At 43.0% G+C, this 14,941-nt stretch carries 13 protein-coding genes; 7 read left to right on the top strand and 6 right to left on the bottom strand.

The genetic code is table 11. From position 1 onward, the window contains the following. Positions 1–287: 287 nt before the first annotated feature. The 6 genes from LDL40_RS08140 to LDL40_RS08115 form a co-directional block, all read right to left on the bottom strand. Positions 288–755, bottom strand: a complete 468-nt coding sequence (locus tag LDL40_RS08140) for a hypothetical protein (protein WP_147904802.1) — start codon at positions 753–755, stop codon at positions 288–290. Next, positions 745–2,805: a hypothetical protein gene (locus LDL40_RS08135; RefSeq protein ID WP_300994767.1), complete on the bottom strand. Its 2,061-nt coding sequence runs from the start codon at positions 2,803–2,805 to the stop codon at positions 745–747. Before LDL40_RS08135 ends, LDL40_RS08140 begins: the two co-directional genes overlap by 11 nt. Positions 2,806–2,815: 10 nt before the next feature. Beyond that, complete coding sequence (locus LDL40_RS08130; RefSeq protein ID WP_300994766.1) at positions 2,816–3,847, bottom strand: site-specific integrase; 1,032 nt, start codon at positions 3,845–3,847, stop codon at positions 2,816–2,818. A gap of 781 nt (positions 3,848–4,628) precedes the next feature. Further along, positions 4,629–5,873 (bottom strand): tyrosine-type recombinase/integrase, encoded by a 1,245-nt coding sequence (locus tag LDL40_RS08125; RefSeq protein ID WP_147904799.1) that lies wholly within the window; start codon positions 5,871–5,873, stop codon positions 4,629–4,631. 106 nt (positions 5,874–5,979) lie between these two features. Beyond that, the gene (gene bcp, locus LDL40_RS08120; protein ID WP_300994765.1) at positions 5,980–6,357 is read right to left on the bottom strand and encodes a thioredoxin-dependent thiol peroxidase; all 378 of its coding nucleotides are present in this window, start codon (positions 6,355–6,357) and stop codon (positions 5,980–5,982) included. A gap of 13 nt (positions 6,358–6,370) precedes the next feature. Next, positions 6,371–6,898, bottom strand: a complete 528-nt coding sequence (locus tag LDL40_RS08115; protein ID WP_300994764.1) for an ACT domain-containing protein — start codon at positions 6,896–6,898, stop codon at positions 6,371–6,373. 142 nt (positions 6,899–7,040) lie between these two features. Here LDL40_RS08115 and dapA point away from each other — a divergent pair, with 142 nt between their 5' ends. The 7 genes from dapA to pheT form a co-directional block, all read left to right on the top strand. After that, positions 7,041–7,922, top strand: a complete 882-nt coding sequence (dapA, locus tag LDL40_RS08110) for a 4-hydroxy-tetrahydrodipicolinate synthase (RefSeq protein WP_300994763.1) — start codon at positions 7,041–7,043, stop codon at positions 7,920–7,922. Positions 7,923–7,932: 10 nt separating this feature from the next. Further along, positions 7,933–8,997 carry an outer membrane protein assembly factor BamC gene (gene bamC, locus LDL40_RS08105; protein WP_300994762.1) on the top strand — a complete coding sequence of 355 codons (1,065 nt, stop codon included), beginning with the start codon at positions 7,933–7,935 and terminating at the stop codon, positions 8,995–8,997. A 216-nt stretch (positions 8,998–9,213) separates the two neighbouring features. Beyond that, complete coding sequence (locus tag LDL40_RS08100) at positions 9,214–9,849, top strand: YchE family NAAT transporter (protein ID WP_300994761.1); 636 nt, start codon at positions 9,214–9,216, stop codon at positions 9,847–9,849. Positions 9,850–9,875: 26 nt separating this feature from the next. Then, positions 9,876–11,006: a DUF2066 domain-containing protein gene (locus tag LDL40_RS08095; protein ID WP_300994760.1), complete on the top strand. Its 1,131-nt coding sequence runs from the start codon at positions 9,876–9,878 to the stop codon at positions 11,004–11,006. Beyond that, positions 11,006–11,713, top strand: coding sequence for a DnaA regulatory inactivator Hda (gene hda, locus LDL40_RS08090; protein WP_127021876.1), 708 nt, complete (start codon positions 11,006–11,008; stop codon positions 11,711–11,713). The genes LDL40_RS08095 and hda overlap by 1 nt, the downstream gene beginning before the upstream one ends. Positions 11,714–11,896: 183 nt before the next feature. Continuing rightward, positions 11,897–12,877 carry a phenylalanine--tRNA ligase subunit alpha gene (gene pheS, locus LDL40_RS08085; protein WP_300994759.1) on the top strand — a complete coding sequence of 327 codons (981 nt, stop codon included), beginning with the start codon at positions 11,897–11,899 and terminating at the stop codon, positions 12,875–12,877. A gap of 13 nt (positions 12,878–12,890) precedes the next feature. Further along, positions 12,891–14,941 (top strand): phenylalanine--tRNA ligase subunit beta (gene pheT, locus LDL40_RS08080; RefSeq protein WP_300994758.1); only part of this gene is annotated, 2,051 nt, incomplete at its 3' end.

Genomic DNA, 14,941 nt, shown 5'->3' with positions numbered 1-14,941 from the left:
GTGCTTAAGTTTAGATGTTTCTGAAGTCTCACAGAAGTATTGTGTTGGTTCAGATTTTGTTTGAAGTGCTTCGAAATGGACTATGAGTACGTCAAGCCGATTGTCTGCTTTCAGTGAAAATCGACAATTCAGCAAGATCCAAGTTCTTCGTCCACTTCTGGTACTACACAGAATGTAGGCTTATATCAAGCTGTATCACAAAAAGTTTTCAATGGAAGTAAATATGGTCCAATTAAACTGATAACTTGTAATGTTCGTCCGAATCGAACAAATTCCTGCGTCTATGTCTAGAGCAGCTCTTTTAAAATACTAATTTGGGTTGTTAATTCACTCGTTTTTATCCGCTCCTGTTTGAGCATATTTTCATAGTAACTACGTGCATCCGTCATTCTATGTAGGTTTTCCTCGAGCTGCTTAATCTGTTTTTCGTTATCTAGGTTTTTATTGAACCAGTAAACAAGCTCACGTTTAGCATTTTCAAGTTTATCTTCCAGAACCTTTACAGGATCTAGTCGCTTTGCCGGTTGGGGACTAGTTTCAGCTTTTCGAATTCGTTCCTTTTTTATCTCCTTAAGCTTTTGACTAGGCCACACTCTTTTACTAATAGCATTCCTATGCATTCCCGTTAGTTTTGACAATTGACTGATGGTTGGCGGCAACGAATTGCTCGCTCGAACTTTATCAATCGCTTGGACCAAACGTTCTGTGTTTAGGTCGAAATCTCGTTGATTTTTGTCATCGAAGTTATTGTTCATCAACATCATACCCAAGTAGTTCAAGCACCTGTTTTGCCTCGTTAATAACTTCTTTAATTTGGTCTAGGTTATCCTGGTGAATCGGATTTTTGAGGTTTGCCTGGTTGGTTGTATATATTTCTCGCCAATATGGAGCGTTCGCTTCACTGACAATAGCATTTGAACAACGTATAGGATTGCATCGCAAGGAACCAATGCATGGCAGTTCACTGTTTGTAGAATCCGAGCCATAACAATAACCTAATCCTACATTAATAACGCCTAAACCTTGCTCTGCCATAGCTTCAAAAATTTCATCTTTTGTATAACCACTTGCCATATAGCCCCTGAAAGCTATTTGTAGCCGTTCTTTGTGCTCTCTGGCTTTGCCACCTAAATAATTACCATCAGGGTCTGATGTCGCCTTAATAACTTCAATTTCTGATTGTTTTCTCAATTTCTGAGCGGTTTGGCTTTCAACTAAACTATCTGCAATGCCACCGTAGCCCATTGTGACATCACTAGTAGCTCCTCGAGATAAAAATTTGTCGACGGTATTTACCAGATGTTTTAGCTGAAATGAGATTAATGGTAAGCCTGCTTCTACTCTATATAACTGATACGCTAATGTATGGCGCATCATGTAGTTGCTGAATCCAAGGTCGTCACCAGGAGAAACATATTTAATAAACTTCCGGATTTGGTGACGTATCATCACAGATGTCATTGGAATTTCAGATTGTCCGTTTTTCTTTGTTTGTACTGAGCTGAAAACAAGACTTCTTTGGTTTATCGAACTGAGAATTCTGATAGCTTTAAGTGCGTCCTCTATGATCGGAATGACAACCCATTTATCGTCGAAAAGACCTTTAACCAAACCATCTTTGCCTTTGAAAACATGCGAACGCAAAAGTGTCATTCCATGCTCGTCAACTAAGCATGTGTTTTGGTCTATCACGGACAGCTCAGAAGGGCGCATGCCCGTGTACTGTCCTATTAAATACTTTGCTGCGTTGGCAACAAGTGATAGGTGCTCATAGACCCTGGCGAAGTAAAATTGCTTGTTCTGTCCTCCACAAAGGAATGCTGTCATGTCCTTTAGGCTGAAATTGCTCCTTGAGTTCCGTAGTTCACTCGGAATGCCGTAGTTTTTATCTACAAAATGCTCAGAGTAACCCGAGTTTAAAAGACGATAAGCCCTGTAAATACTAAAGGTATTTTTAGTAATTCCTAAATCCCTGCAAAAGTACGCTTTATGTTGTAACGCATATTTTTTAACGCAATCGTCCGCTACTTCCTCTTCCATCATTTTTAAAAAGTCATGAACGAGTAAAGATGCTGTCCGGACTAATTTGTCAAATGCCCAATTTGGCATCACTTGGTTTGTTACTTGTTTTTTATAGTTGTTCTCCCACTGAAATTGCTCTGGGTCGAACGCTGGGATTGATTTACCCAAAATGTGTTTAGATGTATAGGGGTTCTGAATGTAAGAAAAAAATTGTTTTAAATCATCATTGTAAGTGAAGCTATGTTTACTTGCGGCTACTCTGTAGTCATCAGCAGTAATTTCAGTCAAAGATAAAAATGCAATTGCTACATGATCTTCGCCGAATTTTCTATTAAGCATAGAAAAAAGTGTGTTCAAAAATCTTAAGCCTGCTTTCATATGTGCAAGTAGAGTATTGGTGCAGAGGTTTTTCGATGATACTTTTCTGGCCTTCCTTCTGTTATTAATAAATATTTCCGGCGTTAATAAGACGCTAAGCAGTAAGCATTTGATCTCTATAATTATATGTTGAGGAACACTTTTAAATTTTTTGAAGTTTATAGCAAGCTTACTCCCCCTAATGTTTGGCGAAACATTTGGATTCTCTGCATTAAAATCCCATTCAGTGTCAGAAAATTTAGATGAAGACGAAACGGGAAGGCTGAGCAATTCTGCTAAATATGATTTGTAATCAAACGAGTCGCCAGATCTTTCAGTCCTTTGAATATTAACAAGAGAAAACCTGTATTTCGGCAAATCAGCAAGTGTATTCAGAATATCGTAGTGCCTATTATCTCGCTCCATGTTCTAACCTCTAGATAAATTCTGTTGTTTCGACGTAAAGAGATAGATGCTCAGCATTATCTAGTTCGTGTTCACTGAAATTGGAGAGCTCAGGATTAAGTATCGTATTTAATAGGGCTAAATTGCTTTTAATTACACTGCCGAAGGGGGTGTCCAAAATCCTACTGTTTTGAATTTTAATAAGATAATCTCTTTTCATTGCGAAAAGTTTCGGTAAGTCGGTTTCAGTAATAATTACATTCGGGCAACTAAGACACATGTTATAAGTGCTGCACGGTTTTCCTGGTATATAGCTTGGCAAAGCCTTGACTGTATCAGGGGGATCGAAAATATTTCTGCATGTAGCTAATGGAGTAGATAGTGGTTGTGAAGAACTTGGTGTTAAAGGATAGGACAATGCTTTTTCCTTTGATATCGCAGAGTGTGCGTTAATATGAATTTCTATTAACTTTTCTTTTATTTTGCCCCTAGCGATTTGTCCAAAGTCATGAATGTCCAAATACCGCATCGTTGTATACATATTTTTGTGGCCCATTAACAGCTGAATTTCTCTAATTGATACACCTTCTACTAGCAGATCACTGACAAATGTAGGCCTGAATCTTGTGGTCTCGATCAGTTTTGAACCATCTGATTTATCGAAAATATTGTGACGCTTTGAAAATTCAGCTATGGCTCCAGCCAGCATATATCTATTCGGTAAATGCTTGATTTCTCCTCCTGCCGACTCGAAGATCCAAAGTTTGTTTTTCTGCGAGGTCGATGTGCGTTCTCTAAGATATGAAGTCAGTTTGATAACTGTTTCAAATATGGCTTTAACTTCATTACCTTGGCTGGTAGTTAACCACTGTAGATCGGCTTTGAATATATCGAGGTGGTATAGTTTTTGGCCATCTGAACGCTCCTTCCAATAACGAAGGCAAGGTTTACCGGTGGCAGGATGACGGTCAACTAAATCATCAATTTCAAGCGCATAAATGGACTCAACGTTCATTCCTGTCACTTGAAGTAACTTCAGAAAGAATGGTAACAATTGCTCCATTGTAACCCTGGTTAGAATGCCCCAAGACTCAAAGAGATCTTTGTAAAAGATTTTGTTATTTTTGATAATCTGATAAAACGCACGGTTTATTCTTGAGTTTTGTAATTCAGTCGAGTTTCTAACGGGTTTACAATTCATTCTATTTTCAAATAGCCATCGAGCATCGTCTAAAGTCAGTGAGTTGTCATTTTTTAAAAGCCGTCTATTTTCAGAATCAAAGAACGGCCTTCCTAAACCAGTTATTTTGTAGGGCTCAGTAAACTTAGAGTATTTTTTAATGTCATGATTTATTGCAATTGTTATACATTTTTTTCTTTATCAGAATATGGTTTATATCTCTCAGTCACCCTTGTGTAGTAGCAAAATGAACTTGGCAGGTAGAAGCGAAAAAAATTTGGGGTTTTAAGATCAATAGCTTTGTTTAAGACATTTTTATAAGTGCTTTGCAATATATTCGCATAACGGTTATGAATCTGGTCTTCAAGAATGCAATGTTTTAAATAACTGTGAAACTCATCCAATGAAAACTCGTTCAACACACTCGGTAGGTATATGAGTTGATCACCTAATTTTTTCTTTATGAATTTTGATACGTACTTGAATGTAGATTTAACGTCCGCGCGATGTGATTGACTGATAGTTGTTTTTAGCTGACATGCGAATAGATGCATTAACTGTTTATGTGGTTCACTTGGGATTGGAGCCACTAGATCTGTAAAAGTGCTAACCGATAGAGACTGTAACTGTGCCCATTGTTCTTTACTTGTTAAATGTGCAGACTTCACTTCGTATCCTTAACAAATATTTTCAACTGAGTCTTCTCTGTCAGTCGTTCCATTCTTTCAGCTTTTGTTAATAACTCACCGTCGCTGTCGGTTAGAGTTTTATAAAGCTCTAAGGGGATTTTCGTATAAACTTCTGTACTACTTAAATATGCATGACCTAATGATTTTTGTACTACGGCAAGTCTATCAACATAGGTTTGCCCTAAATCTGGTGATTGAAGTAAATCATATGCATATCCGTGTCGAAGTTTATGAGGGGATATGGATTTTGATAATACTTGTCTTTTTACAGCCCGCTGAGAAAGTCTCTCTAATAATTTTGACAAGCACTTCGCTGTGATAGGTAGCCCCAAACCATTAAAGAAAGCTGGAGTTTCAGACGCGGAGGAATATTTTCTTGCGTATTTTTTGAACAGTGGAGAGGCGTGATACCTGAGAACACGCTCCAATGTCGCTTTGCTTACAAGAGTCATTCTTTGTTTTTTGTTACCATTGCGACCTTTTACGCCTTGTATTGAAATAGGTGCATATGGCATCGATACTGGTTTATCGGTATTGCGTGAGATTAGTTTCTGGCTGTTGAATTCAATTGCATCTATTAAGTCTTGCTTAGTAACATTTTCTAACTCAGCTCTTCTGATACCGGAATCAAAAATAAATTGTAATACGACCCTTTCTCGTTCTGACTGTGTCTGCTCCATTAGTTTAGCTAATTCGTCGATTGAACAAGAGATCACGAGCTTTTGCTTGACTGGTCCGCTTATCAAACCAGCTGAATAAGGACTTTTTTCGATATACGCGTCTCTTAGTTCTTGCACTTGATACAAAAAATTGTGAATAAAGGCTTGGAGAGTTGAGTCTCGATTTCTGATAGTCGCTGTCGACAAATCCTGAGTAGTTCGGAGTTCTGATAAATACTCCTCGATCATGAATTTCGAAACAGAGAGAAAAGCTTCATCTAACGATGAGTTTTTGAACTCACGACGTTTTTTTAGAAATGTTAAAAAATAAGTTAAATTTTTTGCGTATGTTTTGGCAGTTTGTCTGCTAATTTTCCTGTTACGTAAATTGTATGAGAGAAACTCTGAGATCAGTGGTAATACCCTGAAGTTTTGATCAAAAGCTACTGCACCCGAAAGGCTTTCTGATTTGGATAACCAAACACCATCGTCCTCATTTAGTAATGAAAGAGAAAGGTCCACTGTTTCATCGTCAGAAACGTAAAAACTAAATTGCTCCATAAAAGCACACTTTTCTAATTGGTATTGTGCATTTCTAAAGCGTAGTAGTAAATTCGGAAATTAACAGGGAAGAATGTAACTCTTTCAGCGTATACTGTGCAGGAATTTAATAGGGGTATAAATGAATACCATCGTACACTTTGCCCATAAATTTCTTTTCGCCCCAGACACCAAAAGCTTCAGCTGCTTTGTGCTCTTCATCACCCAACAGCGTAAAATTAAGCTGCTCTTTTTGTTCAAATTTCGCCAGACGGGAAGGAGCGTCGATACTAATGCCGACCACTTGTACATTAAAGTCTGCCAGTTGCGCCTTGCTGTCACGCAAACCGCAAGCCTGCACTGTGCAACCTGGTGTCATGGCCTTAGGGTAAAAATACACCAAAACGCGGCTTTTCTTCAGTAAAGTGCTTAGCTGCACCAACTGACCAGTTTGATCCGGTAAGTTGAAATCCGGTGCTTGTTGTCCTGCTGTTAATCTGTTCATTGACTTTCCTTTGTTATAACTGAGCTTCAAAACTACCTGTCAGCTGCAATTGTTCCAGCAGCGCTGACACTTCCTGTTTGATGATATCCACTTGCACACCCTGTGGCAGTTGCACAGTCATAGTGCAGTGATTAAGCAACTGCTGAGTTGTGGCATCTGTTAGTGTTTCAGTCCGCAAAGCCCCTATATAAACCTGATGGTTTGCCAGCAAAGTTGCGATGGCTCCTAAGGTTCCAACTTTGTCCTTGCCTGTGTACTCCAATACATAATGTGCACTGACAGCAGTCGTGGGTTGAGCTGATGTACGTTTGGTCATGGTCAACAGATCAAGTTCATAACCTAATCCTGGCAATAAGTGTTCAATCCGGCTAATAGCGACCGCATCACCGGATAACAGCATAATGAAGGTAAATTCATTGCCAAAAATAGCCATACGGCTATCGACTATATTGCAGTTACAATCCGTAACCAGCCGTGCCAGGCGGCTGACAAGGCCTGTTCTGTCTGCACCTATCGCAGTGACGACCAATTGTTGTGGCATGCTAAGTTGATGTCTCTGAATGAAAAACGGCTGCGAAGTTTAGCATATTTAGCGTAAATTTCACCTGTGTGACAGTCCCTTGCTTGTGTTTGTTGTCCAGCGTCATTACCATAGGCAGCCTGAAAACTATGGAGCCTTTAGCATGTTTAGCGGAAGTATTGTTGCTTTAATCACCCCTATGGATTCTGACGGTGCTGTAGACTACGGCAGTCTGAAGCGGTTGGTGGATTTTCATTTAAGCAACCAGACCGACGCTTTGGTGATCATGGGAACTACTGGAGAGTCTGTTACTTTAAGTTTCGAAGAGCAGCTTCAGGTACTCGAAGCCGTGTTGGCTCAGGTCGATGGTCGTATTCCCGTGATAGCAGGCAATGGTTCAAACTCTACAGCTGACGCAGTAGAAAAAACTAAAATTTTATCTGCTTTACCTGTTGCAGGTTTTTTAACCGTTACCCCTTATTACAATAAACCTATGCAAAAGGGCATGCTGGCTCACTATAAGGCTGTTGCTGCAGCCACAGATAAGCCTGTGATTTTATACAACGTGCCAGGCCGAACTGGTGTGGACTTGCTGCCTGAGACAGTGGCAGAGCTTGCAAAAGTTGCCAATATTGTAGGTATCAAAGAAGCAACCGGGTCTATGCAGCGTCTGGAACAGTTGCAGGCGTTATGTCCGGAGAATTTTTTATTAATCAGCGGTGACGATGCCAGTTGCTGTGAATTTATGTTAAAAGGTGGCCATGGCGTCATTTCAGTGACCAGCAATATAGCGCCGGCTCTGATGGCTCAAATGTCAAAAGCAGCAATAGCAAAAAATACCGAATTGGCACAACAGCTGGATCAGAAGTTACAAGGGTTACACCATCAGCTGTTTATCGAAGCCAATCCAATTCCAAGTAAATGGGCACTGCTGAAGATGAGGTTAATAGCTGATGATATGGCAAGATTACCTTTGACCCGGTTGGAACCAATTCACCAAAGCGCAATCGAACAAGCGCTGAAACAAGCCCAGATTAATGTGTAGGAGTTTTATAGTGCAGTATTGGATCCCGGCAAGCTTAGTTGCCTCATTGTTTATTTCTGGTTGCTCTTTGTTCCCTGAGGATGTTATTGAACAAAGTAAAGTCGAGACTAAGCCTGTTGCTGAGTTGAAGATACCTGCCGGATTGATGGCTGCGAAGAAACCAGCCCAGTTTGATATTCCACCAGCCCCTCATGCGCCTGTGACAGAAGTCGAATTGAAATCACCTATGCAGGTTTTGGCTTTGGCAACGAACAGCCGCGTTGAGGAAGAAGAGAAAGAGGCGCGGATCTGGTTTGAACGATCCGAATTCACTGGTGAACTGCTGCCTTATCTGAAACAAAATCTACTGGATTTTGGCACAGAAAAACAGATTGAAATTACGCCAAAAGGTCAGGACGGCCTGACGTATGAAACTGGTTGGGTCAGTCGCTTTGAAGAGGAAGGATTCTGGTTCTGGAAAAGCCAGATTGAAAAAGAGCAAAGCCGTTTCCTGATTAAACTGGAACCTAAAACTCATGGCCGTTCTGTCGGCGTGAAAGTGCAATTGTTAGAGCACCGTTTTATAGACAGTGACAACAAGTTATCTGCCATAGCGCAAAAGCGCGAAGAAGTGTACTTTCTGAATCGATTGGTTGATAAAATTGCGACTGTTGAGCTGGCTCAAATCAAGCTGAAAAAAGCTCAATCCCGTCAAATCACTCTGACCACTGGCTTTGACGCAGAAGGCAATGCCGCAATGTTGACTGGTCAGTCTATTGACATGGCCTGGTCACAGCTGGAATTGTTATTTGAACAAAACGGTTTTGTAGTCAATGATTTAAACAGAACCAACTATACCTTCTTCCTGAGCTATAAAGAACCTGACGCAGGCTTCTGGGATTCATTGTGGTCGAGTGATGAGATTATTGCCGTACCTTTAGCTGCCGGTGATTATCAGCTGGTTCTGGCCAAGTCTGACGTTGGCACCAGTCTGAGCTGGCGTGATAGCTCAGGCAAGATCTTATCTGCTGAGAAAGTTAATGCGCTGTATCAGGCCTTAGTGAAAATTGTCCGGAAAAACAATATAGAGTTGTAATGCCTCTGCACAGGACGGCTTTTGTTTGAACAGATAAAAGCCGCTCTAGTCCGAAAAAACTACCTTAGGGTGGTTTTTTTTTAGCGTTTTTATGAATTAAATCCTGCTTTTGTCGCGTCAGACTTTCCCTGTTCGCGCAAAAACTGCAAGGCATGTAAAATAACGCTATGATTAGACTCAATTTAATGGTGTTAACCAGAGTAGTAAGGCAAATAGATGTTAGATGTGCAGGATTATCTGAAAATTTTTATTGGCATCATTGCGATCTTAAATCCTCTGGGCGCTTTGCCTATGTATTTGTCTTTAACTGCCGATCATTCGGAGCAGGACAAAAGGCAAGTGGCAATCACGGCGGCTAAAGCTGCGACTGTCATTTTATTGATCACGTTGTTTTTTGGTGAGTTTATCCTGAGCTTTTTTGGAATCTCTGTGAATTCGTTCCGGGTGGGCGGCGGAATTTTAATTCTGTTGATGGCTATTTCGATGTTAAATGCTCAGACCAGCGGTGCAAAAAGTACTGAGGCTGAACGGCTGGAGGCTGCGCAAAAATCCTCGATCGCTGTAGTGCCTTTGGCAATGCCAATGCTGGCCGGTCCCGGCGCTATCAGCTCTATCATTTTGTACGCCAACAGAGCTGAAGGTTGGTTGCATTACTTAATTATTTCGGCAGAAATACTACTGGTCGGCATTCTTCTGGCGATCCTGATGCGCTTATCAGGTAAAATAGCCCACAAATTGGGGCAAACCGGCATGAATATCATCACCAGGGTGATGGGACTTATTTTGGCAGCTATCTCTATAGAGTTTATCAGTCTTGGCTTAAAAGGGATTTTCCCTGTTTTAGCTGGTTAAGAGTATTAGCAGGTTAAGGGTAAAAAATGCGATTACTTAGTGCGGCTTTGTGTTTCATCTTTTGTTTGAATGTAGCTCAGGCAAAACAGCTGACGGATTTGTATCAGGCCGTGGTGCCTGCCGGTCAGAGCCAAACTGTCTGGCAGCAACAGGCATTGGCTCAGGTACTGGTAAAAGTAACACTGAACCCTGCAGTGGCTGACTTACCAGCAATTAAGGCTGAGCTGAAAAATGCCGGCAACTACATTAAGACTTTTGCTGCTGTTACCTCTGAACAAGGTCCTGCGTTAAAAGTGGGGCTGGATGAACAAAAAGTACAGCAACTACTAAGTCAGCAGCAGATTGCAATTTGGGGCAGCAGAAGGCCTGTCATTGTGCTGTGGCCTGTTGAACAGACAACTGAAAGCCGGGCTTTTATGCAAGGTGCTGCTCACCCTGTGTTGGCCCAATTGCAGCAACAAACACAGCAAATTGGTTTACCCTTAGAATTGCCAACAGCGGTAGATACATTTGTGCCCACTTTGTCGCAGGACGAAGTATGGGCAGGTAATTGGTTGTTGATCGAACAAGCCAGTCTGCCATTTAATGCCGACCAGACAGTGATACTATTGTTTGATCAGCCAATGCCTGGCCAATACAGGCTGACCTGGCAGGGATATGAGCAAGGTCAGTTGCTCAGTAATGAACTGATCGCAAATTCCCAGCAGGAACTGGTAAACTCCTTTATTTCTGGATTAACTGCGCAATTGGCTGGTAAATATGCTGTGCAATTAGGCAGTCAGCAAGGTCAAACCGAGTTAGAGCTTGAGATTGAAGGCTTAACTAATTTTGTTGACCAGGTCAAAGTCCAGCAACTTCTGGGCGCTATGCTGTCGGTCAAGCAAGTAACAGTGCTGGAACGTAAAGCGGATTTACTTAAATTTAAAGTCTCACTGGCGGCTGACCAAAGTGCTTTTATTAATTCATTATCGCTGGAGCGCAGGTTGCAGTCGATGCAGCTACAAACTGATGCTACTGTGCCTGCGGAACAGACTGATACTGCAGATGCTTCAGATGAGCTGTTTTCTGAAATGGCAGCTGAAATGGCGACACAACCAGTAACAGTGGCTTCAGACGCCTTGCCTGCCGTATTACGTTACAGGTATCTGCCAAACTAATGACTCCAGTGCAATACACCCTGGCCGTAACACTGCCGGAAGATGAAACTCTTGATACCTTCTATGGGGCTGAAACCAGCCCTGTGGTGGGTTATATCAAACATTTTTTAACCACACCTTCTGAGCATCGTCTGCCTTTGTATTTATTTGGCGCCAGTGGTAGTGGCAAATCGCATTTGCTCTATGCCGCGTGCGTGCAGGCGCAGGAATTGGGCTTAACCAGTCAGTTGCTAAGCCTGGAAGATTTTAAAGCCTGGAGCCCGCGGATATTGGATCAGCTGGAAGAGCTGGATCTGGTCTGTCTGGATAATATTCAGGCCATAGCGGGAGATATCAGCTGGCAAGTGGCGGTGTTTGATTTATACAACCGTATGACAGAGCAGGGTAAAGCCCTGATTATTGTCGCCGATCAGGCGCCGACTGAGCTGGGTATTACCTTACCGGATTTAGTGTCGCGTTTGCAGGCCTGCACCAGTTTCCAACTGCGTTTATTAGGTGATGAAGACAAACAAAAATTGCTGCAGCAAAAAGCCCGTTTACGTGGCATGGAATTACCGGATGAAGTGGCGCGGTTTTTACTCAACCGCCAGCAACGCGACATTCGTGAACTGGTGCAAATTCTCGATTTACTGGATAAAGCCTCTATAGTGCATCAGCGCAAGCTAACCATTCCTTTTGTCAAAGACATGCTGAGCTTATCTCACTGATTTTTGGCTGTTCTTTACAGTTCAAATAGAAAAAAAGCCTTATTTTACGCAAGCTCTGAGCTCAAAACTGGTGTATTATTGCCACCTTTTTATACGACTTATCACCCTGAAGACAGTGAGGCTGCAGCATGCAAAACTGCAGTTTGACTTTCGACGGGAATTAACGCTGGTCTGAGGATAGCGATGAACTTAACCGCCATTTTAGAAGATGCCTTACAGGCAGTCGCTGTAGCGAACGATATCAACGCGCTGGATGAAGTGCGTGTGGCCTTTATGGGCAAAAAAGGCAGCATCACTGAGTTGCTGAAGTCTTTAGGTGCTATGGATCCGGAAACCCGCAAAACTGCAGGTCAACAGATCAATGACTTAAAACAGCAAGTACAGGATGCGTTAAACACCAAACGTGATCAGATGCAACAAGCTGAATTGGCAGAAAAACTGTCAAAAGAGCAGATTGATGTCACTTTGCCAGGCCGCGTGCTGGAAGCTGGTGGTTTGCATCCTGTCACCCGCACTATTCGCCGTATTGAAAGCTTTTTTGGTGAATTAGGTTTTGAAGTTAAACATGGCCCGGAAATCGAAGATGATTTCCATAACTTTGATGCGCTGAACATTCCGGCTCATCACCCGGCCCGTGCTGATCACGACACCTTTTACTTTAATCCGAAGCTGATGCTGCGTACTCAGACCTCTGGCGTACAAATCCGCACCATGGAAACAGAACAGCCGCCGCTGCGCATTATTTCTCCGGGCCGTGTGTATCGGAACGATTACGATCAAACCCACACGCCGATGTTCCATCAGGTGGAAGGTTTGATGGTCGATAAAAACGTCAGCTTTACTGAACTCAAAGGTATTTTGCACGACTTCCTGAAGAACTTCTTTGAAGAAGATCTGCAAATCCGTTTCCGACCTTCGTTTTTCCCTTTCACTGAACCTTCAGCAGAAGTAGACGTGATGGGCAAAAACGGCAAATGGCTGGAAGTATTAGGCTGCGGTATGGTGCATCCTAATGTATTGCGTTCTGTTGGCATCGACCCTGAAGTGTACAGCGGTTTTGCTTTTGGTATGGGCGTTGAGCGTCTGACCATGTTGCGTTATGGCGTAACAGACCTTCGTTCATTCTTCGAAAACGATCTGCGTTTTCTAAAGCAATTCAGATAAGCGGGAGCAGACAATGAAATTCAGTGAATCCTGGTTACGTGAGTGGGTCAACCCGCAGTTATCGACCAATGAGTTAGCAGAACAAATTTCGATGGCCGGTCTGGAAGTCGACGGCATAGAGCCTGTTGCAGGCCAGTTTAGTGGTGTGGTGGTCGGCCATGTGGTCGAATGTGGCCGTCATCCGGAAGCCGACAAATTACAGGTCACCAAAGTTGATATCGGCACTGGTGAATTATTAGATATCGTCTGTGGCGCGGCGAACTGCCGTCAGGGCTTAAAAGTAGCAGTGGCCACAGTGGGTGCTGTATTGCCTGGTGATTTTAAAATTAAAGCCGCCAAGTTACGTGGCCAGCCGTCGAACGGTATGTTGTGTTCTTTATCTGAGCTGGGCATGGCTGAAAGTTCAGAAGGGATTATTGAACTGCCAGCCGATGCGCCGCTGGGGCAGAACATTCGTCAGTACCTGACGTTAGACGACAATGCCATTGAAGTGGATTTAACGCCAAACCGCGCGGACTGTTTAGGTTTAAAAGGTTTAGCCCGTGAAGTGGGTGTACTGAATAACCTTGACGTAAAACAACCGCAAATTGCCGCTGTAGCTGCAAGCATCAGCGATGTAAAAGGCATTCAGTTATCGGCGCCACAAGCTTGTCCACGTTATTTAGGCCGTATTATTCGTAATATCAACACAACTGCTGTGACGCCTTTGTGGATGGTGGAGAAATTACGCCGTTCAGGTATCCGTTCTATCGATGCAGTAGTAGATGTGACCAACTTCGTATTACTGGAGCTTGGGCATCCGATGCACGCTTTTGATTTAACTAAAATCGAGGGTGATATCGATGTGCGTATGGCCAAAGAAGGCGAAAAACTGGTTCTGCTGGATAGCAACGAAGTGAGCTTAAAAGCCAATACACTGGTGATTGCGGATAGCCAAAAAGCCTTAGCCATGGCAGGTATCTTTGGTGGTTTGCACAGTGGCGTCACCAAAGACAGCAACGATATTTTCCTTGAAAGCGCCTTTTTCTCTCCGGTAGAAATGGCCGGTATTGCCCGTCAGTACGGCTTGCACACAGACGCCTCTCACCGTTATGAACGTGGTGTGGACCCAGAGCTGCAACGCACCGCGATGGAAAGAGCCACAGCCTTGCTATTAGCTATAGTAGGTGGTGAAGCGGGTCCTGTGGTGGAAGCAGTGTCAGAGGCGCACGTACCCAAAGCGGCTCAAATTGTGTTAACCCGCACTAAGCTGGACCGTATTTTAGGTATCAGCATTGCAACAGACACTGTGACTGAAATTTTCCAGCGTTTAGGTATGCAGGTGGCAACCTCTGCCGACGCCTGGCAAGTGACGGTACCAAGCTACCGTTTTGATATTTCTATTCCGGAAGATTTAATCGAAGAAGTGGCACGGGTGTATGGCTACAACAATATTCCGAATGTAGCGCCGCAAGCAGCACTTGCGATGAGCAAACATCAGGAAAGCCGTATCGCTGTTCACAGCTTACGTGATCTGCTGGTGGCCCGTGGTTATCAGGAAGCTATTACCTATAGTTTTGTTGATCCAAAAGTACAAGAGGCTTTGTTCCCAGGCCAGGCTGCGCTGGTACTGCCAAACCCAATTTCTGTCGATATGTCGGCAATGCGGTTAAACCTGTGGCCAGGTTTGTTGCAGGCCGTGCAGTACAACCAGAACCGCCAGCAAAACCGTATTCGTTTATTCGAATATGGCCTGAAGTTTATCCCTGATGCCAATGCCGAAGGTGGTGTACGTCAGGTGCCAGTGTTAGGTGGTGTTATTGTCGGAAGTTATGGCAACGAACACTGGACTATCGCAGAGCGGGCCGTTGATTTTTATGATGTAAAAGGCGATGTCGAAGCATTGTTAAGCTGCACTTCAGCTGCAGAGTGTTTTACTTTCAGCAAAGGTGAACACAGCGCCTTACATCCGGGCCAGACTGCTCAGTTAAACCGGGATGGTAAAGCTGTAGGTGTGCTTGGTGCCTTGCATCCGGAAGCAGAACGTAAACTGGGTATTAAAGGCAAAGCCTTTTTATTTGAAAT

It is taken from the genome of Rheinheimera sp., from assembly GCF_020217005.1.
Classification (GTDB): domain Bacteria; phylum Pseudomonadota; class Gammaproteobacteria; order Enterobacterales; family Alteromonadaceae; genus Pararheinheimera.
The sequence above is the reverse complement of the archived record's forward strand: the minus strand, read 5'-3'. Positions and strand labels throughout refer to the sequence as shown.

Bases quoted from the DNA above. Each gene is read 5' to 3' on its own strand.
- dapA (WP_300994763.1), top strand. From the start codon at position 7,041: ATGTTTAGCGGAAGTATTGTTGCTTTAATCACCCCTATGGATTCTGAC.
- LDL40_RS08095 (WP_300994760.1), top strand. From the start codon at position 9,876: ATGCGATTACTTAGTGCGGCTTTGTGTTTCATCTTTTGTTTGAATGTA.
- LDL40_RS08125 (WP_147904799.1), bottom strand. From the start codon at position 5,873: ATGGAGCAATTTAGTTTTTACGTTTCTGACGATGAAACAGTGGACCTT.
- hda (WP_127021876.1), top strand. From the start codon at position 11,006: ATGACTCCAGTGCAATACACCCTGGCCGTAACACTGCCGGAAGATGAA.
- LDL40_RS08140 (WP_147904802.1), bottom strand. From the start codon at position 755: ATGAACAATAACTTCGATGACAAAAATCAACGAGATTTCGACCTAAAC.
- LDL40_RS08130 (WP_300994766.1), bottom strand. From the start codon at position 3,847: ATGGAGCAATTGTTACCATTCTTTCTGAAGTTACTTCAAGTGACAGGA.
- pheS (WP_300994759.1), top strand. From the start codon at position 11,897: ATGAACTTAACCGCCATTTTAGAAGATGCCTTACAGGCAGTCGCTGTA.
- LDL40_RS08135 (WP_300994767.1), bottom strand. From the start codon at position 2,805: ATGGAGCGAGATAATAGGCACTACGATATTCTGAATACACTTGCTGAT.
- bcp (WP_300994765.1), bottom strand. From the start codon at position 6,357: ATGAACAGATTAACAGCAGGACAACAAGCACCGGATTTCAACTTACCG.
- LDL40_RS08115 (WP_300994764.1), bottom strand. From the start codon at position 6,898: ATGCCACAACAATTGGTCGTCACTGCGATAGGTGCAGACAGAACAGGC.
- LDL40_RS08100 (WP_300994761.1), top strand. From the start codon at position 9,214: ATGTTAGATGTGCAGGATTATCTGAAAATTTTTATTGGCATCATTGCG.